Raw genomic sequence first — 20,927 nt, forward strand, 5'->3', positions numbered from 1 at the left:
CGGCGCGCTGTGCGGGGGCTGTGGATGCGCCCGCGACGCGCTGAACGGCCAGCGGCGCGTCGACGCTCCGCGGCCTACGAGAACAGCTGCGGGAACGCGTGCGCCACCCAGGGGTACCCGACGAAGACCACCGCGTCGAGCAGGGCGTGCGTGATGACGAGCGGCAGGAGCCGGCCCCACCTCGTGTAGATCCAGCCGAACACGACGCCCATCACCGCGTTCCCGATGAACGCCCCGAACCCCTGGTACAGGTGGTAGCTGCCGCGCAGCAGGGCGGTCGACAGGATCATCTGCCAGCGGCCCCACCCGAGGTCACCGAGACGGGCGTAGAGGTACCCGATCACGATCACCTCTTCCTGCAGGCCCGAGCGGATCGCGGACAGCAGCAGGACCGGGACCGTCCACCAGTACGAGTTCAGCGCGGCGGGGTCGACCGCGACCGTGATGCCGAGCGCCCGCCCCGCGAAGTACAGCGCGAGCCCCGGGATCCCGATGCACAGGGCGATGAGCGCCGGGCCGCCCAGGTCCGGCTTCGCTCGGAACCGGTCGATCCCGAGCCGGCCGAGGTGCGGTCGCGACGTGCTCCACAGCAGGTAGCAGACGAGCGCCACCGGGGCCAGGTCCACCGCGATGCCGAGGAGCTGCCGGGCGAGGTCGACGTACTGCACCGTCGTCGACGAGGTGTTCAGGGCCGTCGACTGCTCGCCGAGCGGGGTCGTCTGGGACAGGTCGTCGATGATCTGCAGGATCGAGTAGAGGGCGCTGGCACCGAGCGAGAGCAGCAGGACGATGGTGATCTCGACCCACGTTCGCCGACGGCTCATGCGCTGTACTCCTGTCGCTTGCGAACTACCGGTAGACTGGCGTGTCGGGCGTTCTGCCCACGGGTGCGGTGCTGTGAAAACACTGGCCCGACACTCTCCCAGAAATTGAAGGATGTCCTGTATGGCGCTCGCCACCCGGTCCGACCTGCGCAACGTCGCCATCGTGGCACACGTCGACCACGGCAAGACCACCCTCGTCGACGCGATGCTCACGCAGACCAACTCGTTCGACGCCCACTTCGAGGGCGAAGACCGCATGATGGACTCGAACGACCTCGAGCGCGAGAAGGGCATCACGATCCTCGCGAAGAACACGTCGGTGCTCTACAACGGCAAGCACGCGACCGAGTTCGGCGCGGACGGCCCCATCACCATCAACGTGATCGACACGCCCGGTCACGCCGACTTCGGTGGTGAGGTCGAGCGCGGCCTCTCCATGGTCGACGGTGTCGTGCTGCTCGTCGACGCCTCCGAAGGTCCCCTGCCCCAGACCCGCTTCGTGCTGCGCAAGGCGCTCGCCGCGAAGCTCCCGGTGATCCTGCTCGTCAACAAGACGGACCGGCCCGACTCCCGCATCGACGAGGTCGTCTCCGAGTCCCAGGACCTGCTCCTCGGCCTCGCCTCCGACCTGTCGGACGAGGTCGACGACCTCGACCTCGACGCGATCCTCGACGTCCCGGTGGTCTACGCCTCGGGTCGCAACGGCGCCGCGTCGCGCAACAAGCCGAACGACGGCGAGCTGCCCGACAACGACGACCTCGAGCCGCTGTTCGAAGCGATCCTCCAGCACGTCCCGGCCCCGAAGTACGACGACGAGCACCCGCTGCAGGCGCACGTCACGAACCTCGACGCCTCCCCGTTCCTCGGTCGCCTGGCGCTCCTGCGCATCTTCCACGGCACCATGAAGAAGGGCCAGACGGTCGCGTGGGTCAAGCACGACGGCACCGTCGTCAACGCCCGCATCACCGAGCTCCTCATCACGAAGGCGCTCGACCGCTACCCGGCCGAGTCGGCTGGCCCCGGTGACATCGTCGCCGTCGCCGGCTTCGACACGATCACCATCGGCGAGACCCTGACCGACCCCGAGGACGTCCGCCCGCTGCCGACCATCACGGTCGACGACCCGGCGATCTCGATGACGATCGGCACGAACACCAGCCCGCTCGTCGGCAAGGTCAAGGGCCACAAGCTGACCGCCCGCATGGTCAAGGAGCGCCTCGACCGCGAGCTCGTCGGCAACGTCTCGCTCAAGGTCCTCGACATCGGCCGCCCCGACGCGTGGGAGGTCCAGGGTCGTGGTGAGCTCGCACTCGCCATCCTGGTCGAGCAGATGCGTCGCGAGGGCTTCGAGCTCACCGTCGGCAAGCCGCAGGTGGTCACGAAGCGTGACGAGAACGGCAAGCTGCAGGAGCCGTACGAGCACATGACGATCGACACGCCGGAGGAGTACCTCGGCGCGATCACGCAGCTCATGGCCGCCCGCAAGGGCCGCATGGAGAACATGACGAACCACGGCACCGGCTGGGTGCGCATGGAGTTCATCGTCCCGTCGCGCGGCCTGATCGGCTTCCGCACGTCGTTCCTCACGGAGACCCGCGGCACCGGCATCGCCAACGCGATCTTCCACGGCTACGACGAGTGGGCCGGCGCGATCCAGACCCGCATCAACGGCTCGATCGTCTCCGACCGCTCCGGTGTGGTGACGCCGTTCGCCATCACGAACCTCCAGGAGCGGATGTCGTTCTTCGTCAACCCGACCGAAGAGGTCTACGAGGGCATGGTCATCGGCGAGAACTCGCGCGCCGACGACATGGACGTGAACATCACCAAGGAGAAGAAGCTCACCAACATGCGGTCGGCCAACGCCGACACGTTCGAGTCGATGACGCCGTCGCGTCAGCTCTCGTTGGAGGAGTGCCTCGAGTTCGCCCGTGAGGACGAGTGCGTCGAGGTCACCCCCGCCGCCGTGCGCATCCGCAAGGTCGAGCTGGACGCTTCGGCTCGCCAGCGCTCCTACGCGCGTCTCAAGCGCCAGGACGCGTAAGCACCAGCACGAGCAACACGCGCGGAGGCCCGTCCTCCGTCCGACGGTCCGGTCACCTGCAACAGGTGGCCGGGCCGTTCGCGGTTGTACCGTGGTCCGCGTGACTCTCGACCTGCTCTCGATCTACCAGGACCTGCACGCCCACCCGGAGCTCGGCTTCCAGGAGCACCGCACCGCCGGTGTCATCACTGCGAAGCTCGCCGAGATCGGCGGGATCGAGGTGACGACGGGCGTCGGCGGCACCGGCGTCGTCGGTGTCGTGTCGAACGGCGAGGGACCGGTGGTCTGGCTCCGCGCCGACATGGACGGCCTGCCCGTGCAGGAACGCACCGGCTTGTCCTACGCCAGCGAGCACGTCGGCACCGACGACGAGGGCCGCGAGGTCCCGACCATGCACGCCTGCGGCCACGACATCCACGTCACGTGGCTGCTCGGCACGCTGGAGCGCCTGGTCGCCACCACGGGGGACTGGCGCGGCACGGTCGTCGCCGTCTTCCAGCCTGCTGAAGAGGTCATCTCCGGCGCCCGCGCGATGGTCGAGGACGGCCTGGTCGAGCGGTTCCCGAAGCCGGACGTCGTGCTCGGGCAGCACTCCGCGCCCGCACCGGTCGGCATCGTCGCCGTCGGCACCGGCCCCGTGATGGCGTCGAGCGACCGGCTGACGGTGACCTTCAACGGCCGTGGGGCGCACGGTTCGGCGCCGCAGGCCTCGCTCGACCCGGTCGTCACCGCGGCCTCGGCCGTCGTGCGGCTGCAGACCGTCGTCGCCCGCGAGGTCTCGCCGAGCGACGCGGGGGTCGTCACCGTCGGCAGCTTCCACGCCGGCACGCGGGCGAACATCATCCCCGACGAGGCCGTCATCGAGATCTCGACCCGGGCCCGCAACGAGGAGACCCGCCAGCGCATCATCGCCTCGATCGAGCGCATCGTCCGTGCCGAGAGCACCGCCGGTGGCCTGTCCGAGCCGACGATCGTGCGTGCTCCGGGCGCCGAGGTCACCGTGAACGACGCCGATGCCGCCGCCACCGTGCTCGAGGCCATCCGCGCCGAGGTGCCGGGAGCCCGCGACCTCGAGATCGGGCTCGCCATGGCGTCGGAGGACGTCGGCCAGCTCGCCACCGCCGCCGGAGCGCCGCTCGTGTACTGGTTCACGGGCATCACCGACCCGGAGCGCTTCCGCCGCGGCGAGGAGATCCCGAGCAACCACTCGCCGTTCTACGCGCCGCAGGCCGAGACCGCGATCCCGGTCGGCGTCGACGCCCTGGTCGCGGCGACGCGCGCCTACGTCGCCTGACACGTTCTCCGGGAAGGAGGCCCGGGGCGGCCCCGCCGCGCACGTGACCGCCCCGGGGACGGCACGTTCACAGCCAACTCGCGCCGGGCCTCCCGGCTCGTCCGTTACGGTCGCGCCATGCGTTCCCTCCGTACCCCGCTGATCGCCGCCGTCGCTGCCGGCATCGCCCTGGCCGGACTCACCGGCTGCTCGACCCAGGCCGTGCAGCAGGCCACCGACCTCGGGTCCTCCGTCGCGTCGAACGTCGCCGACGGGGTCGCCGGCATCGACGGCAAGGCGATCCAGGACGGCATGTCCTCGGTCGCCGGGGGCATCGACGGCGCGCTCGACACGGCGCTCAAGGGCGCCGACGTGACCTCCGACGGCAAGGTGCCGGACGGGTTCCCGTCGGCCGACGTCCCGCTCGTCGACGGCACCGTGCTCGGCGGGGGAGCCGGCCCGAACGGCTCCGGGTGGGTCGCGCAGGTCCGGGCGGCCTCGGTCGACGACTTCCAGGCCGCCGTGCAGCAGCTCACCGACGCCGGGTACACCGAGTCGGCCAAGCGTGCCGACTCGTCGAGCGCGTTCGGCATGTTCCGGAGCGACGCCTACCGTGTCGTCCTGACCTTCTCGGAGACCAAGGACAGCGGCGGCGTCACGGCGACCTACATCGTCACGCCCCGCTAGTCCCGTACCCTTGGGGACGATGTCGAAGGCCCCCGCCACGCGCCCGGAGCGCGTCCTGATCGTGCACGCCCACCCCGACGACGAGACGCTCTCGTCGGGCGGGACCATCGCGACCCTGCTCGAGCGCGGCGCCGAGGTGACCGTGCTCACCGCGACCCGGGGCGAGCGCGGCGAGATGCTCACGGAGCAGTTGGCTCCGCTGGCGGGCGACCCCGCGCGGGTGGCACGGCACCGGGAGACCGAGATCGCCGCTGCCCTCGCCGCCCTCGGCGGTCCGCAGCACCTGTGGCTCGGCGGGCGCGGTGCCCGGCCGACCGACCTGCCGGAGCGTCGCTACGTCGACTCGGGCATGCAGTGGGGCCCGGACGGGCGGGCCACCGCCGCGGACGACGCCCCGGCCGACTCGCTGACGGCGGCCGACCTGGGCGAGGTCGTGGACGACGTCCGTGCCGCGATCCGCTCCACCGGTGCCGACGCCGTGATCAGCTACGCCGACGACGGCGGCTACGGGCACCCCGACCACGTGCGGATGCACCACGCGGCGCAGTACGCGGCCCGTGCCGAAGAGGTCCCGTTCTCGATGATCGTCGACCCCGCCAGCGGTCAGGCCGACGTCACGGTCGACGTCCTGCCGGTCCGGGCCAAGGTGCGTGCGGCCGTCGAGCAGTACCGCTCCCAGGTCGCCGTCGACCCCGTGGACCGCGCCGACCCGAGCGCTCTGTCGTGGGTGATGCCGCACGGCGTCCGGCAGCACGCCCCGGCGGTCGAGGCGTTCCGGCACGACGCGGCCCCGCAGCCGACGGCGCCGCAGACCTACGCCGAGATGTCCGGCCAGGGCAAGGCCGCGGCGGTCGTCGTCTCGCTGCTGCTCGGGCTGCTCGCCGGCGGGCTCGGGACGGTCACGCACCAGCAGACGATCGGCGCGTTCCCGGTCGGACTCGTCGTCACCACCCTCATCGTGCTCGGCCTCACCGTGGGCGTGCGGCTCGTCTACCGCTCGCGGGCGATGGTCGCCGCGATCGGCATCGGGATCCTCGTCGCGACGCAGGTGCTCGTGTCGGTCGGTGGGGAGAGCTCGCCGCTCGTCCTCGCCAACGCGGCCGGGTACGTGTGGACCTTCGCCCCCGCGGTCATCGCCGCCCTGGTCCTCGCGTGGCCGGACCTGTCGGGGCTGCGGTCCCGGACGGCCCCGGGCCGCGAGTAGACTCGAACCCGCTCGTCGAAGGGAGCACCCGAACCGTGACCTACGTGATCGCCCAGCCCTGTGTCGACGTCAAGGACCGTGCCTGCATCGACGAATGCCCGGTCGACTGCATCTACGAGGGTGACCGCTCGCTCTACATCCACCCCGACGAGTGCGTCGACTGCGGTGCGTGTGAGCCGGTCTGCCCCGTCGAGGCCATCTACTACGAGGACGACCTGCCCGACCAGTGGGCCGACTACTACAAGGCCAACGTCGAGTTCTTCGACGAGGTCGGGTCGCCCGGCGGCGCTGCGAAGGTCGGCGTGATCCACAAGGACCACCCTGTCGTCGCGGCCGAGCCCGTCCGCGGCTGACCGGACCCCCTCGTGGCGCTCGACCTCCCCGACTTCCCCTGGGACCAGCTCGTCCCGTTCAAGCAGCGCGCCGCGGCGTACGAGGGCGGCATCGTCGACCTCAGCGTCGGATCGCCCGTCGACCCCACGCCCGAGGTCGTCCGCACCGCCCTGGCCACCGCGACCGACGCGCACGCCTACCCGCAGGTCGCCGGCACCCCGGCGCTGCGGCAGGCCATCGCCGACTGGTACGGCCGCCGGCACGGCGTCGCCCTGACCGAGGCGAACGCGCTGCCGACGATCGGCTCGAAGGAGTTCATCGCGGGCCTCGCGCTCTGGCTCGGCATCGGGCCCGGTGACACCGTGGTGTTCCCGGCCGCCGCGTACCCGACGTACGAGCTCGGCGCCGCACTGGTCCGCGCCGAGGCCCTCGCGTCGGACGACCCGGCGGCGTGGCCGTCCACCACGAAGCTCGTGTGGCTGAACTCCCCGGGCAACCCGGACGGCCGCGTGCTGACCATCGACGAGCTCCGTGCCGCCGTGGTGCGCGCCCGCGAGCTGGGGGCCGTCATCGTCGGCGACGAGTGCTACGCCGAGCTCGGGTGGGACCCGGAGTACGCCACCACCCCGACGCCCACGATCCTCGACCCCCGGGTGATCGGTGACTCGCTCGACGGCGTGCTCAGCGTGTACTCGCTGTCGAAGCAGTCGAACCTCGCCGGCTACCGTGCGGCCTTCGTCGCCGGTGACGCCGCGATCCTGGCCGAGGTCCTGGCCGTCCGGAAGCACGCCGGGCTCATGCCGCCGCTGCCGGTGCAGCAGGCCATGGTCGTCGCCCTGCAGGACGAGACCCACGTGCAGCAGCAGAAGGCCCGCTACCGAGCGCGCCGGAACATGCTCCGGCGAGCACTCGAGGATGCCGGGTTCCGGATCGACCACAGCGAGGCCGGGCTCTACCTCTGGGCCACCCGCGGCGAACCCGCACTCGACACCGTGGCCTGGCTCGCCGACCGCGGGATCCTCGTCGCACCGGGCACGTTCTACGGCGCAGCGGGGGGCGAGTACGTCCGTGTGGCCCTCACGGCGACCGACGAACGCATCGCCGCGGCCTCCCAGCGACTGGCGAGCAGCCGTCGCCTCGGCACCGCGTAGCACGGACACGAGTCGTTCCGGTGGTGCCCGCAATCCGTGGGAACCACCAAATCGTCACCTGGGATGTGTGCACGACCGACAGGTGCCGCGATTAGGCTGTCCTCGTGACTGACACTGCCAATGACGCTCAGAAGACGGCCACACCGCCCACCACGCCCGTCCCCGTGAGTCCCGCCGCCGAACAGCAGGGCGCGACCGCGACGCTGACGTTCCCGGGTGGCACGGCGGAGTTCCCGATCCTGCAGAGCGTCGACGGCGCGTCCGCGATCGACATCTCGACCTTCAAGAAGCAGACCGGGATGAACACGCTCGACTACGGGTTCGTGAACACCGGTGCGACGAAGAGCGCGATCACCTACATCGACGGCGACCAGGGGATCCTGCGCTACCGCGGGTACCCGATCGACCAGATCGCCGGGAACTGCACCTTCCTCGAGGTCGCGTGGCTCCTGATCTACGGCGAGCTGCCGACCCCCACCGAGCTCGAGCAGTTCGACGCCCGCATCCGTCGGCACACCCTGCTGCACGAAGACCTCCGCCGCCTGTTCGACGCCCTGCCGCACTCGGCGCACCCGATGTCCGTGCTCTCGAGCGCCGTGAGCGCCCTGTCCACGTACTACGAGGACGACATGGACGTGGACGACCCCGAGAAGGTCGAGCTGCAGACCGTCCGGCTCCTCGCCAAGCTCCCGGTCATCGCCGCGTACGCCCACAAGAAGGCCATCGGGCAGGCGTTCCTGTACCCGGACAACTCGCTGTCCTTCGTCGACAACTTCCTGCGGCTGAACTTCGGCACCATGGCCGAGACCTACAAGCCCAACCCGGTGCTCTCGAAGGCGCTCGAGCGGCTCCTCATCCTGCACGAGGACCACGAACAGAACGCCTCGACCTCGACGGTGCGCATGGTCGGCTCGACGAAGGCGAACATGTTCGCCTCGATCTCGGCCGGCATCAACGCCCTGTACGGCCCGCTGCACGGCGGTGCGAACGAGGCCGTGCTCGAGATGCTCCAGCAGATCAAGGACTCTGGCGAGCCCGTGACGCGCTTCGTCGAGCGGGTGAAGAACAAGGAGCAGGGTGTCAAGCTCATGGGCTTCGGGCACCGCGTCTACAAGAACTACGACCCGCGCGCGAAGCTCGTCAAGGAGTCCGCGCACGAGGTCCTCGAGTCCCTCGGCGTGCAGGACGACCTGCTCGACATCGCGATGGAACTCGAGCAGATCGCGCTCGAGGACGAGTACTTCGTCAGCCGCAAGCTCTACCCGAACGTCGACTTCTACACCGGCATCATCTACAAGGCGATGGGCTTCCCGCCGCGGATGTTCACCGTACTGTTCGCCATCGGTCGTCTGCCGGGCTGGATCGCCCAGTGGCGCGAGCTGAACAATGACCCGCTGAACAAGATCGGTCGCCCGCAGCAGCTCTACGTGGGTGCGCCCGAGCGCGACGTCCCCGGGCGCTGACCGACCCCGAGCGCCCCGCCCCACGGTTCCGTGGGGCGGCGCGCTCGTGCGTTGTGCGCAGCGTGCCGCCGTCCGGCGGGACGCGCCGCTCGCCTCCGCCGAGTGGTCGCGAACTGTCGTCCGGCGGGTGTCGAACCGACGGTTCGTGCGCCCTCGGCGCACGCGGACGGCGTGTTGTGACCACTCGCGGGGCGGGGCGGGCTCTGGACACGACCGCCTGGAGGCCCGGTGCCGGTCTTGTTGACCGGCTCCGGGCCTCCAGGCGGGTGCGTCGGTGGGTGCGCGATCGTGGGACGCGCCGCTCACTTCCGCCGAGTGGTCGCGAACTGTCGTCCGGCGGGTGCCGGAGCGACAGTTCGTGCGCCCTCGGCGCGCGCAGGCGGCGCGTCGTGACCGCTCGCGGGGCGGGGCAGAGCGCTACGCGTGCAGCGCGGTGTTCAGCTGGATGCCCTCGCCCTTGCGCTGCAGCGCCTCGACGGCGCCGCTGATGCTGTTGCGGCGGAACAGGATGTTCGGGGTGCCGGAGAGCTCCGCGGCCTTGACGGTCTTCGGGGTGCCGTCGGGGTTCGGTGCCGCGCCGACCAGCACCACCTTCGTACCGGCCGTGACGTAGAGCCCGGCCTCGATGACGGAGTCGTCGCCGAGCGAGATGCCGAGGCCTGCGTTCGCGCCGAGCAGCGCGCGTTCCCCGAGCGAGACGCGGTGCGTGCCGCCGCCGGAAAGCGTGCCCATGATCGAGGCGCCGCCGCCGATGTCGGTGCCGTTGCCGACGACGACGCCCTGCGAGACGCGGCCCTCGATCATCGCGTCGCCGAGGGTGCCGGCGTTGAAGTTCACGAAGCCCTCGTGCATGACGGTCGTGCCCGGCGCCAGGTGTGCGCCGAGGCGGACGCGGTTGGCGTCGCCGATGCGGACGCGGTCCGGCACGACGTAGTCGAGCAGGCGCGGGAACTTGTCGATGGCGTGCACGGCGATGCCGGCGCGCTGCAGGGACGGCCGCAGGCGCGTCAGGGAATCGGGGTGCACCGGGCCGGCGTTCGTCCACGCGACGATCGGCAGGTGGCCGAAGAGGCCGTCGAGGGAGACCTCGTTCGGGCGCACGTGCAGGTGGCTCAGCAGGTGCAGGCGGAGGTACGCGTCCGGGGTGCTCGTCGGAGCGGCGTCGATCGTGATCTCGGTGGTGACGGCCTCGATCCGGACCTCGCGGCGGGGGTCGTCACCGACGTGCGCCTGCAGCTCGGCGGGGAACACGGCGTCGGCGGGCAGCGGGCCGAGGTGCGTCTCCGGGTACCAGGTGTCGAGCATCGTGCCGTCGGCGGCGATCGTCGCGAGGCCGTGGCCCCAGGCGTGGGTCGGGCGGTCGGTGGCAGTCGTGTCGGTCACGGCTCCAGGGTACCGAGCGGCCGTCGGCGGGCACCGTCCGGCCGGACGGCCGGGGCGGTGGGGTCGCGACCGTCCCGACTGCCGGGTCGGTGGGGTTCCCGACCGTCCGGACTGCCGGGGCGGTGCGAGGGGCGGCCGGTAGGCTGCCCGCATGCCGGAGCACCTCGACCTCACCGCCTCGTCCATCGACATCACCCGTGCCATCTGCGACATCGAGTCGGTGTCCGGGAACGAGCAGGCCCTCGCCGACGCGATCGAGGCCGTGCTCGCACCGCTGCCGCACCTCGAGGTGATCCGTGACGGCGACGCGATCGTGGCGCGGACGAACCTGGGCCGCGACCGCCGGGTCGTCATCGCCGGTCACATCGACACGGTGCCGCTCAACGACAACCTGCCGACCGAGTTCCGGACCACCGAGGACGGCACCGAGATCCTCTGGGGCCGCGGCACCGTCGACATGAAGGCCGGCTGCGCGGTGCAGCTCAAGCTGGCGTACGACCTGGTCGACCCCTCGGTCGACGTCACGTGGGTCTGGTACGACCACGAGGAGGTCAGCGACGCCCTGAACGGCCTCGGCCGCCTGGCCCGGACGCGACCCGAACTCCTCACCGCCGACTTCGCGATCCTGGGCGAGCCGTCCGGGGCGCAGATCGAGGGTGGCTGCAACGGCAACCTCCGCGCCGAGATCCGCACGTTCGGCAAGCGATCGCACAGCGCCCGGAGCTGGATCGGCGACAACGCGATCCACAAGACCGCCCCGATCCTGGCCACCCTTGCCGCGTACGAACCGCGGACCGTGACGGTCGACGGGCTCGAGTACCGCGAGGGCCTGAACGCGGTCGGCATCAGCGGCGGCATCGCGGGCAACATCATCCCCGACGAGGCGATGGTGCACGTGAACTACCGGTTCGCTCCCTCGCGCTCGGCCGACGAAGCCGTCGCCCACATCCGCGAGCTGTTCGACGGGTACGAGGTCACGATCGTCGACCTCGCCGCCGGTGCCCGCCCCGGGCTCGACGCCCCGCTCGCGCAGGACTTCGTCGCGGCCGTCGGCGGACCGGAGCCCCGTCCGAAGTACGGCTGGACCGACGTCGCACGCTTCTCGGCGCTCGGGGTCCCCGCGGTCAACTACGGGCCCGGCGAGCCGGTCTTCGCCCATCACGACGACGAGCAGGTCCCGGTCGCGCAGATCACCGCGGTCGAGGCCGGGCTGCGTCGGTGGCTGACGGCCTGACGACGGCGGGGGCCACCCGGAGGACCCCTGCTCGGAACCGCTGGCTGGCCCGGTACCGGGTCGTCCCGTGGTGGGTGCGCATCACGGTCGTCTACGTGCTGGCGCGGCTCGTCACGGGCGCGATGATGCTCGCCTTCGCCCGCGTGCAGGCGGCGAACTCGTTCACCGTGCAGAGCCCGGGGTACCTGTCGTTCGCGTCGATCTGGGACGGCGCCTGGTACCGCGTGATCGCCACGGGCGGGTACCCGTCGACGCTGCCCGTCGACGCCGCGGGGCACGTGACCGAGAACGCGTGGGCGTTCATGCCCGCGTACCCGTTCCTGGTGCGCGGGCTCACGCTGCTCACCGGAGCGTCGTTCGAGTTCGTCGCGGTCTCGGTGTCGTTGCTCGCCGGACTCGGGGCCGCGCTGGTGTTCCGCCGGCTCATGGGACGGTTCCTCGACCCCGCGCGGGCGACGTTCGCCACGGTGCTGTTCTGCGTCGCACCGGTGTCGGCGATGTTCCAGGTGGCCTACGCGGAGTCGATGGGTCTGTTCCTGCTGCTCGTCGCGCTGCTGCTCATGGTGGATCGACGGTGGTGGGCGATGCTGCCCGTCGTGCTCCTGCTCGGCATGACCCGACCGACGGGGCTCGCCTTCGCGTTCCTGGTGGTGCTCTTCGTGGCCGCGTGGGCGATCCGCCCGGCGTGGGTGCGCTCGTCGGAACCGCTGACCCTCCGCCGGCTCGTCCCACCCGCGGTGGTCGCCACGGTGTCGGGTCTGGTCGGTCTGGCCTGGCCGGCCATCGCGTGGGCGGTCACCGGCGTGCCGAAGGCCTACACCGACACCGAGCTCGCCTGGCGGTCGTCGTACATCGGGTGGAAGGAACTCGTGCCGTTCGCGCCGTGGGCGCAGGGGTTCGGGTGGTGGTTCGGGCAGCCGGCCGGCACGGTGCTGCTCGTCGTCGTGCTCGTCGGGTTCGCGGCGTTCGTGTGCATGCCCGCTGCGCGCCGGATCGGCATCGAGCTGCGACTCTGGGGCGTGGCGTACCTGGTGTACCTGCTGGCGGTGTTCTTCCCGCAGTCGAGCACCTGGCGCATCCTCGTGCCGATCGCGCCGTTGCTCGGCATCGTGGCGCTGCCGCGGTCACGGGTGTACCGCGTGGCCGTCGTCGTCGCGTTCGTCGGGCTGCAGTGGGTCTGGCTGTACTACACGTGGTGGATCGACGGCTACGACTGGACCCCGCCGTGATCGATGCGGGGCGCGGGAGGCCCGTGGATCCGCGTTCTGCGGAGCATCAGAACGTCGCATCCGACACCCCCAACCTGGGCGGTTTCGCAGTTGCCCCCTCCATACGGGATAATGGGACAGCATTTACTGCACGAAAGGGGACATCTGATGGCAGCCATGAAGCCGAGGACCGGTGACGGGCCGATGGAGGCTGTTAAGGAGGGTCGACTCATCATCGTGCGGGTTCCGCTCGAAGGTGGAGGCCGCCTGGTCGTCTCGGTCAACGATGCCGAGGCCAAGGAACTCCACGACGCACTCGCTGAGGTCGTCTCGGCCTAGTACGTCGAAGCACCAGAACGGAAGGCCCGGAGCGTGTACGCTCCGGGCCTTCCGTCTGCCCGCCGGTAGCGGGCGTCCACACGCAGTGTCGGTCGGGTCCGGCAGGATGGGGCCGTGCCGAGGACCCACCTGCCCATCCGACGCGTCGAGGAGTACCGCGACCCGGACCCGATGCCGCGCGACGAGTGGCCGGCCACGCTCCCGCCGATCCGGCAGCTGCTCGACGAGGGCCTCGACCTGGACCCGGTGACCGTGTTCGTCGGGGACAACGGTGTCGGCAAGTCGACCCTGATCGAGGCCATCGCGCTCGCGTTCGGGATGTCCCCGGAAGGCGGCTCGACCGGGGCACACCACTCGACCCGCCCGTCCGAGTCGGACCTGTGGCAGCACATCGCCCTGCGACGTGACTTCGGTGCGCCCCGCGGTGGCTTCTTCCTGCGTGCTGAGACCATGCACGGCTTCTTCACCTACCTCGAGGAGCACCCGAACCGCAGTCGCCCCGAGCCAGTGTTCCACGAGCGCAGCCACGGCGAGGCGTTCCTGGACTTCGTCATCGACCGGGCACGTTGGCCCGGGCTCTGGATCCTCGACGAGCCGGAGTCCGCCCTGTCGTTCTCTGGGTGCCTCACCCTGATCGCACTGTTGCGCTCGATCGTCGAGAGCGGCGTCGGCCAGGTCGTGCTCTCGACCCACTCGCCCGTGCTCGCCGCGTTCCCGGGCGCGACGATCCACGAGGTCGGCGAGTGGGGCCTGCGGCGCACCGAGTGGAGCGACCTCGACCTGGTGCGGAACGAGCGTGCGTTCCTCGAGTCGCCCGAGCGGTACCTGCGGCACCTGGACTGACCTGCGCGAGCGCCGGCTGGTCGAGCGCTAGTTGGTGACCTTCGTCAACTGCAGCAGCCCGTCACCGGCGGGCGACAGCGCGCTGCGCACCGCACCCGAGGTCGACACCTCGGTCAGGAGCAGCCGGAAGTCCGTGGTGGCGCGGTCGCGCTTCACCGGGTCGGCCACGCGTCCGCGCCACAGGGCGTGCGGCACCAGGACGGTGCCACCCAGGCGGGCGAGCCGCAGACCGTGCTCGACGTACTCGATGACGTGCTCGGGGTCGGCGTCGACGAGCACGACGTCGTACGAGGCCTCGTTCATGCGGGGGAGCACCTGGTTCGCCCGTCCGGGGATGAGCCGGATCCGTGCGGGGGCGGTGCCGGCGCTGATGTAGGCGTCGCGGGCGAACTGCTGATGGTCGACCTCGACGTCGATCGTGGTCAGGGTCGCGTTCGGGGCGCCGGTGAGCAGGTACAGGCCGGAGACCCCGAGGCCGGTGCCGATCTCGATGATGCTCGTGGCTCGCGAGGCTGCGGCGATGACCCCGATCTGCGCACCGATCGCGGGCGAGATCGCTTCGACCCCGAGTTCCAGGGAGTGCTCACGAGCACGGGCGATCGCCTCGGTCTCCGAGACGATGTCCTCGGCGAACTTCCAGTTCGACTCTTTCTCTGACACGCACACTCCGTTCGGGAGACAACTCTAGAGGTGCAACGCAGCAGCACGCGTTAGGCTCGCTCGCGTGGACATCCCGCTCGACAAGATCCTGATCATCGGGGTCATCGGCGTCCTCTTGCTCGGGCCGCAGCGCCTGCCGATGTACGCCCAGAAGCTGGCCGAGTTCGTCAAGGCCGTCCGTCGGTTCGCCGACACCGCGAAGGAGCGGATGCGCGACGAGATGGGCCCCGAGTTCGATGACATCGAGTGGCAGAAGCTCGACCCGCGCCAGTACGACCCGCGCCGCATCATCCGCGACGCCCTGCTCGACTCCGGGACGAGTGCCGCAGCCGTCCAGACCGCGCAGGTGACGGCCTCCAAGGTGCGCGCGACGGCTCCCGTCGTGCCCCTGGCCGCCGGTGAACCGGCACCCTTCGACGCCGAGGCGACCTGACGCCCGTCACGTACCCACCTGACGGACTGGAGGCCCGGTGCCAGCTGGCACCGGGCCTCCAGTCCGTCAGGGGGTCGCGTCGTCAGTCGCGGGTGGCGACGATCGTGTAGGTCGTCGGCATCCGGTCGCGGTCGTGCTCCGGCCAGGCCCACGAGCCGGTGTCGGTCTCGACCATGCGGGAGCTGAACCGCCACGGCAGGGTCCGGCCCTCGTCGAGCCGTCGGAGCCGCAGCCCGGCACCGAGCAGGGCGTTCACGATCTCGGACAGCGGGTGCGGCCACTCGAAGGTCCGGGTGTTCGCCACGGTCCCGTCACCGACGTAGGTGCCGGCGTCGTCCCACTGCTGCGCGGTGCCGTCCGGGAAGTACCGGTACCGGGTGACGAGCTCGTCGGCGTCCTCGTCGAGGGCGTACAGCGCCGGGTGTCCGTCGCGGATGAAGAACACCCCGCCGGGGCGGAGCAGGCCGGCGACCTGCGCAGCCCAGCGATCCAGGTCGGGGAGCCAGCAGATCGTACCGATGCTCGTGTACACGACGTCGAAGTCACCGGTGACGGCGGCGCGGGCATCGAGGACGTCGGTCTCGACCCAGGTGACGTCGAGACCGAGGCGCGATGCGAGCCCGGCGGCCGAGGTGAGGGCGGCGGGGGAGAAGTCCACACCGGTCAGTCGGGCACCCTCGCGGGCGAGCGACACCGTGTCGGTGCCGATGTGGCACTGCAGGTGACAGACGTCGAGGCCTGCGAGCGAGCCGTTCGGCAACCAGGGCGTCAGGGCCGGCAGGTCCTCGCGGACGACGTCCGAGCGGTGGCCGGGGTCGGCGAGGGCGTCGAGCGCGTAGGCGCCCTCGTGGATCGGCACCCGGTCGTCCCAGTTCGCGCGGTTGGTGGCGCGTGCGTGCTCCCAGTCGACGTCGACGTGATCGGTGCTCATGCCCCGAGCCTAGGACAGCGACAACCCGAGCTTCCGGCCGGCGAGCCCGCGCCCCATCGTGGTGATCCGGTCGGCGATCGCCGTCAGGGCCACGGCGGACGGGTCCTCGGGGGCACCGAGCACCACGGGCACGCCTGCGTCGCCGCCCTCGCGCAGCGGCACGGACAGCGGCACGCTGCCGAGCACCGGGACGGGGGCGTCCTGCCCGCGGGACAGCCGTGCGGCGGTCTCGGCGCCACCACCCTCGCCGAACAGATGCAGGACCGAGCCGTCGGGCTGCACGAGCCCGGCCATGTTCTCGACCACGCCGATGACCCGCTGCCCGGTCTGCCGAGCGACGATCCCGCTGCGCTCGGCGACGTCGGCCGCGGCGGCCTGCGGGGTCGTGACGACCAGGACCTCGGCGTGCGGCAACAGCTGCCCCACCGAGATCGCGACGTCGCCGGTGCCCGGCGGCAGGTCGAGCAGCAGGACGTCGAGGTCGCCGAAGAACACGTCGGTGAGGAACTGGTTCACGGTGCGGTGCAGCATCGGTCCGCGCCACGACACCGCGGTCGACACGTCGTCGACGAACATGCCGATCGAGACGACCTTCACGTCGTGCGCCACCGGCGGCAGGATCATGCTGTCCACGCGGGTCGGACGGGGTGCGACCCCGTGCTCGTCGGTCAGGCCCATCAGTCCGGGCACGCTGAAGCCGTGCACGTCGACGTCGACGACCCCGACCCGCAGGCCCCGGCGGGCGAGCGCGACGGCGAGGTTCACGGTGACGGTGGACTTGCCGACGCCACCCTTGCCGCTCGTGACCGCGATGACGCGCGTGAGCGAGTCCGCGGTGAACTGGACGCCCTTGGGGCGGCCGGCTCGCAGCCGCTCGGTCAGCGCAGCACGAGTGGCCGGGTCCATCACGGACACGTCGACCTCGACGGCGGCGACCCCCGGGACGGACCCGGCGGCGACGCGGACGTCGCGCTCGATGGTGTCGGCGGCGGGGCACCCCACGATCGTGAGCTGCAGGTCGACGCGCACCGCGCCTCCTGGCTGCACGTCGACACCGCGGATCATGTCGAGCTCCGTGACGGGGCGGCGGATCTCGGGGTCGATGACGCGCCCGAGCGCGGCGAGGACCGCCGTGCCGAGCTGTTCGTCGGTGGGGGCGGGGTCAGCCACGGGTGGAGCTGTCGTGTTCGTCCGCGTAGCCGGCCTCGTCGGCGTCGCGGCGGTCGAGCTCCTCGAGCAGGGAGCGGAGCTCGGCGCGGATGAAGTCCTTCGACGCCATGTCCCGCATCGCCAGGCGCAGGGCCACGACCTCGCGGGCCAGGTACTCGGTGTCGGCCAGGTTGCGTTCGGCGCGCTGGCGGTCCTGCTCGAACTGCACGCGGTCGCGGTCGTCCTGCCGGTTCTGCGCGAGCAGGATCAGCGGGGCGGCGTACGAGGCCTGCAGCGAGAGCACGAGCGTCAGAGCCGTGAAGCCGATGGCCGCCGAGTCGAACTGCCACGGCTTCGGCGCGAGGGTGTTGTAGCCCATCCAGACCACGCAGAACAGCGTGAGGCCGATGAGGAACCACGGCGTGCCCATCCCGCGGGCGATGCCCTCGGTCGCACGACCGAAGGTGTCCCCGCGACCACGGCGGCGGCTGGGCAGCACACGCGTGCGCATGCCCTTGGGGGAGTCGAGCCGGACCTCTTGGCGGTCACGGTCGCGACGGTTGTCATCCGTTCGGGCCACGGGTGGTCCTCCTTCCCGTCGTCACGGGTGTCCTGCGCGGGCGTTGGCGTGGAAGCGGTGAGGGTTCCCCCTCGCCCTGACTTCGCCAGTCGTCCGGCAGGACGTGGTCGAGGACATCGTCGATCGTCACCACCCCGACGAGACGGTGGGCGTCGTCGACCACGGGGACGGACAGCAGGTTGTAGGTCGCCATGATGCGGGTGACCTCGGCGGCGCTCGCGTCGACCCGGACCGGTTCGGTCTGCTGGTCGATGAGCGTGCCGAGCCGCTCGTTCGGCGGGTAGCGGAGCATCCGCTGGAAGTGCACGAGCCCGAGGAACCGACCGGTCGGCGGCTCGTACGGCGGCAGGGTGACGCAGACGGCGGCGCCGAGCACCGGCGCGAGCTCGTGGCGGCGGACCAGCGCGAGGCCCTCGGCCACGGTGGCGTCGGCCGAGACGATCACCGGTTCGGTGGTCATCAGACCACCGGCGGTGTCCGGCTCGTACTCCAGGAGCATGCGGACGTCCTGCGCCTCCTCCGGCTCCATGAGCTGCAGGAGGGCCTCGCTCCGCTCGTCGGAGAACTGGGCGAGGACGTCGGCCGCGTCGTCCGGCTGCATCTGGTCGAGGACGTCGGCGGCGCGCGCGTCCACCAGCCGGGTGAGGATCTCGATGCGCTCCTGGTCGGGCATCTCCTCGAGCACGTCGGCGAGGCGATCGTCCGGCAGTTCCTCGGCGACCTCGAACCGGCGCTCGGCGGGCAGGTCGAGCAGCGTCGACGCGAGGTCGGCGGGCAGCAGGTCGGAGTAGGCGGCGATGACGTGTTCGGCGGACTGGGCCTCGCCGGGGAGCTCGTCCTCGGTGACCTCGTTCCACGTCGCGAACGTCGTGGGGCCCTTGCCGAACGGCGACGGCGTGGTCTTCGGCTTGCGGAGGAAGAGCTGCGCGACCTCCCAGTCGCCCTGCCCGCGGTCCTCGATCGCGACGTCCTCGATCGTGGCGCGGATCCGCTGGTTCTTGATGAGCACCTTGCGGCCGAGCATCTCGGCGATGACGCGGACCTCGCCGCCGCGCTGCTCGAAGCGGCGCATGTTCACCAGGCCGGTCGTGATGACCTGCCCGGCACCGATGGAGGTGATGCGGCCGATGCTCACGAAGATGCGGCGCTTGCCGGGCACCTCGACGATCAGCCCGACGACGTGCGGGGGATCGGCCCGGCGGTAGACGACCAGGACGTCCCGGACCCTGCCGACGCGGTCGCCCGCGGGGTCGAAGACGGAGCACCCGGCGAGGCGGGCGACGAAGACCTTCGTGGCGCTCACCCGACCCAGCGTAGTCGCTCGGGTGTGCGCGTTCGCCCGCGCCGCCGACGGCACCGGTCGACGGCTTCCGATCGGCTGCTTCCGATCGGCTGCTTCCCTGAGAGTGCACGTGCGATTGCAAGGTGTGCGGTGAATGATGGCTGTGTGAGCAATCAGAGCCCCTTCGCCGGCAGGACCGCCCAGGCGTTCCCGACGCTGCCCAAGGGCGACGTCCTGGGAACGTACGACAGCTACCCCGACGCGCAGCGCGTGGTGGCGAAGCTGGCCGAGGCCGACTTCCCCGTCAACCAGCTCTCGATCGTCGGCAACGACCTGAAGACGGTCGAGCGGGTCACCGGCAAGATGACCTACGGCCGTGCCGCGATCGCCGGTGCGCTGTCCGGCCTGTGGCTCGGCATCTTCTTCGGCATCGTGCTCACGCTCTTCTCGCCGAGCGCCGGCGGCCTGATCCTGGCCGCCGCGATCATCGGGGCCGCGTTCGGCATGCTCTACGGCATCGTCTCGTTCGCGATCACGAAGCGGCAGCGCGACTTCACGAGCGTGCACCAGGTGCTCGCCACGAACTACCAGATCGTCGTCAACCCGCAGCTGACCGGGCAGGCGCAGCGCATCCTCGGCGAGCACGGGGCGACCCCGTCCACACACTGGAACGACGCTCCCCAGCAGCAGCAGCAGCAGCAGCAGCAGTGGCGTCCGGGCCCCGGTGGGGTCCCGCCGCAGCAGCAGTCGCCGTACGGCGGGCACGCCACACCGCACCAGCAGCCGGGAGGCCCGCAACACCCCGGCACGTCGGCCCCCGGCGCGCAGACGGGTGCGCCTTCGGGCCCGCCGCGCTACGGCACGAACGACGGACCCCGGTACGGGGAGACCCCCGAGACGGCTGCCGCCCCCGCGGCTCCGCCGGTGCCGGAGCGTCGACCCGAGGAGCCGCCGCGTTACGGCGAGCGGGTCGCCGGTGCCACTCCGCCGGAGCCCTCGTCCTCGCCGGACGCCCAGCGCGACGGTGACGGGAGCAGCGACCGCCGCTAGCCGGGCTCCGGCTGGTGCGACCGGGATTCGTCCTCGGTTCGTGCGAGGTCGGGTCGCGCGAGGTCGCCAGACACGCCGTTCACGTCCGCCGAGGTCGCACGAACTGTCGCCGCCGAGCTGCGTGCGCGGCACTTCGTGCGACCTCGGCGGCGGAGTCCGGGCGATCGGGCGGTCCGGGCGGTCGCAACACCCCGCGCGCACGGCCTCGAGCGGTCGGAGATCGTCGTTCGGCACCGGCCCAGACGACGGTTCGTGACCGCTCGGCCTCGGGCAGACGGCACGTCGTGACCGGGCGCGGTGCGGGCTTGCGCGCGGCGCGGGCCTGCGGATGGAACGGCACGGCACGGCACGGAACCGCCGGGCAGGTTCGGCGCGGCTAGAGGACCTTCGAGTAGCAGACCGACAGGGGCGCCCCGACGTAGGGCCCGAAGTTCGCGATCCGCCGGAACCCCTCGCGCTGGTAGAACCCGACGGCGCGCTGCTGCTCCGTGCCCGTCTCGAGGACGAGCGCCGGGGACCCGAGGTCGAGCGCGGCTTCTTCCAGTCGGCGCAGCAACGCAGCCGCGGCGCCGGACCCGCGGGATTCCGGCCGGACGTACATCCGCTTGATCTCGGCGATGCCGTCGTCGACGATGCGCAGGCCCCCGCACCCCAGGGGAGTCCCGGACTCGTCCCGTGCGACGAAGAACACCGCGATCGACTCGGCGGTCGGCTTCTCACCCGGTTCGGTGTCGCCGCCGTGCGCCCGGTCGATCTCCAGGCGCTGGGCGGCGCGGAGTCGCTGGGCGTCGGGGGAGTCGAAGTGCTCGACCTCGATCGAAATGGTGTTCGGGGAGGCCTCGGGCATGGTCACCCG

The 20,927-nt window shown here is 71.2% G+C and carries 21 protein-coding genes; 13 read left to right on the forward strand and 8 right to left on the reverse strand.

From position 1 onward, the window contains the following. Positions 1–74: 74 nt before the first annotated feature. Positions 75–824 (reverse strand): CPBP family intramembrane glutamic endopeptidase, encoded by a 750-nt coding sequence (locus tag QRN49_RS15050; RefSeq protein WP_035807570.1) that lies wholly within the window; start codon positions 822–824, stop codon positions 75–77. A gap of 121 nt (positions 825–945) precedes the next feature. Here QRN49_RS15050 and typA point away from each other — a divergent pair, with 121 nt between their 5' ends. From typA to QRN49_RS15085, 7 genes are all read left to right on the forward strand, one after another. Then, positions 946–2,868 (forward strand): translational GTPase TypA, encoded by a 1,923-nt coding sequence (gene typA, locus QRN49_RS15055; protein WP_027464562.1) that lies wholly within the window; start codon positions 946–948, stop codon positions 2,866–2,868. A gap of 100 nt (positions 2,869–2,968) precedes the next feature. After that, the gene (locus tag QRN49_RS15060; RefSeq protein ID WP_220034921.1) at positions 2,969–4,162 is read left to right on the forward strand and encodes an amidohydrolase; all 1,194 of its coding nucleotides are present in this window, start codon (positions 2,969–2,971) and stop codon (positions 4,160–4,162) included. A gap of 117 nt (positions 4,163–4,279) precedes the next feature. Continuing rightward, a complete protein-coding gene (locus QRN49_RS15065) occupies positions 4,280–4,828 on the forward strand; it encodes a hypothetical protein (protein ID WP_071404165.1) in 549 nt (182 codons plus the stop codon). Positions 4,829–4,847: 19 nt separating this feature from the next. Then, positions 4,848–6,032: a PIG-L family deacetylase gene (locus QRN49_RS15070; RefSeq protein WP_284756556.1), complete on the forward strand. Its 1,185-nt coding sequence runs from the start codon at positions 4,848–4,850 to the stop codon at positions 6,030–6,032. A 35-nt stretch (positions 6,033–6,067) separates the two neighbouring features. Continuing rightward, the gene (gene fdxA / locus QRN49_RS15075; RefSeq protein WP_017887060.1) at positions 6,068–6,385 is read left to right on the forward strand and encodes a ferredoxin; all 318 of its coding nucleotides are present in this window, start codon (positions 6,068–6,070) and stop codon (positions 6,383–6,385) included. A gap of 12 nt (positions 6,386–6,397) precedes the next feature. Then, entirely contained in the window at positions 6,398–7,516 is a 1,119-nt protein-coding gene (dapC, locus tag QRN49_RS15080; RefSeq protein WP_284756557.1) for a succinyldiaminopimelate transaminase, read from the forward strand. A 164-nt stretch (positions 7,517–7,680) separates the two neighbouring features. Beyond that, a complete protein-coding gene (locus QRN49_RS15085) occupies positions 7,681–8,979 on the forward strand; it encodes a citrate synthase (RefSeq protein ID WP_111022616.1) in 1,299 nt (432 codons plus the stop codon). A 417-nt stretch (positions 8,980–9,396) separates the two neighbouring features. On the opposite strand, the gene dapD is transcribed toward QRN49_RS15085, so the two are convergent. Next, complete coding sequence (gene dapD / locus QRN49_RS15090; RefSeq protein ID WP_284756558.1) at positions 9,397–10,362, reverse strand: 2,3,4,5-tetrahydropyridine-2,6-dicarboxylate N-succinyltransferase; 966 nt, start codon at positions 10,360–10,362, stop codon at positions 9,397–9,399. A 151-nt stretch (positions 10,363–10,513) separates the two neighbouring features. Here dapD and dapE point away from each other — a divergent pair, with 151 nt between their 5' ends. From dapE to QRN49_RS15110, 4 genes are all read left to right on the forward strand, one after another. Next, a complete protein-coding gene (gene dapE, locus QRN49_RS15095; protein ID WP_071404160.1) occupies positions 10,514–11,596 on the forward strand; it encodes a succinyl-diaminopimelate desuccinylase in 1,083 nt (360 codons plus the stop codon). Then, entirely contained in the window at positions 11,581–12,825 is a 1,245-nt protein-coding gene (locus QRN49_RS15100; RefSeq protein ID WP_284756559.1) for a hypothetical protein, read from the forward strand. The genes dapE and QRN49_RS15100 overlap by 16 nt, the downstream gene beginning before the upstream one ends. A 147-nt stretch (positions 12,826–12,972) precedes the next feature. Next, positions 12,973–13,143 (forward strand): DUF3117 domain-containing protein, encoded by a 171-nt coding sequence (locus QRN49_RS15105; RefSeq protein ID WP_017887054.1) that lies wholly within the window; start codon positions 12,973–12,975, stop codon positions 13,141–13,143. Between the two features lie 114 nt (positions 13,144–13,257). Further along, the gene (locus tag QRN49_RS15110) at positions 13,258–13,986 is read left to right on the forward strand and encodes an AAA family ATPase (RefSeq protein WP_284756560.1); all 729 of its coding nucleotides are present in this window, start codon (positions 13,258–13,260) and stop codon (positions 13,984–13,986) included. Between the two features lie 27 nt (positions 13,987–14,013). Here QRN49_RS15110 and QRN49_RS15115 read toward each other — a convergent pair whose 3' ends face one another. Continuing rightward, a complete protein-coding gene (locus QRN49_RS15115) occupies positions 14,014–14,646 on the reverse strand; it encodes an O-methyltransferase (protein ID WP_284756561.1) in 633 nt (210 codons plus the stop codon). 64 nt (positions 14,647–14,710) lie between these two features. On the opposite strand from QRN49_RS15115, the gene QRN49_RS15120 reads away from it, so the two are divergent. Beyond that, positions 14,711–15,079 (forward strand): twin-arginine translocase TatA/TatE family subunit, encoded by a 369-nt coding sequence (locus QRN49_RS15120; RefSeq protein WP_027464570.1) that lies wholly within the window; start codon positions 14,711–14,713, stop codon positions 15,077–15,079. An 82-nt stretch (positions 15,080–15,161) separates the two neighbouring features. Here the strand turns inward: QRN49_RS15120 and QRN49_RS15125 are convergent, their stop codons facing one another. Genes QRN49_RS15125 through QRN49_RS15140 form a run of 4 tightly spaced genes read right to left on the reverse strand, consistent with a single transcriptional unit; the run spans position 15,162 to position 19,042 of the window. Then, positions 15,162–16,010, reverse strand: coding sequence for a class I SAM-dependent methyltransferase (locus QRN49_RS15125; RefSeq protein ID WP_284756562.1), 849 nt, complete (start codon positions 16,008–16,010; stop codon positions 15,162–15,164). 9 nt (positions 16,011–16,019) lie between these two features. Next, positions 16,020–17,180: a P-loop NTPase gene (locus tag QRN49_RS15130; protein WP_282819502.1), complete on the reverse strand. Its 1,161-nt coding sequence runs from the start codon at positions 17,178–17,180 to the stop codon at positions 16,020–16,022. Continuing rightward, the gene (locus tag QRN49_RS15135) at positions 17,173–17,670 is read right to left on the reverse strand and encodes a DUF1003 domain-containing protein (RefSeq protein WP_042539423.1); all 498 of its coding nucleotides are present in this window, start codon (positions 17,668–17,670) and stop codon (positions 17,173–17,175) included. Before QRN49_RS15135 ends, QRN49_RS15130 begins: the two co-directional genes overlap by 8 nt. Before the next feature lie 52 nt (positions 17,671–17,722). After that, positions 17,723–19,042, reverse strand: a complete 1,320-nt coding sequence (locus tag QRN49_RS15140) for a magnesium transporter MgtE N-terminal domain-containing protein (protein WP_027464574.1) — start codon at positions 19,040–19,042, stop codon at positions 17,723–17,725. Between the two features lie 144 nt (positions 19,043–19,186). On the opposite strand from QRN49_RS15140, the gene QRN49_RS15145 reads away from it, so the two are divergent. Beyond that, the gene (locus tag QRN49_RS15145) at positions 19,187–20,071 is read left to right on the forward strand and encodes a YflT domain-containing protein (RefSeq protein WP_284756563.1); all 885 of its coding nucleotides are present in this window, start codon (positions 19,187–19,189) and stop codon (positions 20,069–20,071) included. Positions 20,072–20,447: 376 nt separating this feature from the next. On the opposite strand, the gene QRN49_RS15150 is transcribed toward QRN49_RS15145, so the two are convergent. Next, positions 20,448–20,918: a GNAT family N-acetyltransferase gene (locus tag QRN49_RS15150; RefSeq protein ID WP_163343880.1), complete on the reverse strand. Its 471-nt coding sequence runs from the start codon at positions 20,916–20,918 to the stop codon at positions 20,448–20,450. Positions 20,919–20,927: the final 9 nt, after the last annotated feature.

The organism is Curtobacterium sp. ME-Dv--P-122a (assembly GCF_030209645.1).
Lineage (GTDB): Bacteria > Actinomycetota > Actinomycetes > Actinomycetales > Microbacteriaceae > Curtobacterium > Curtobacterium flaccumfaciens.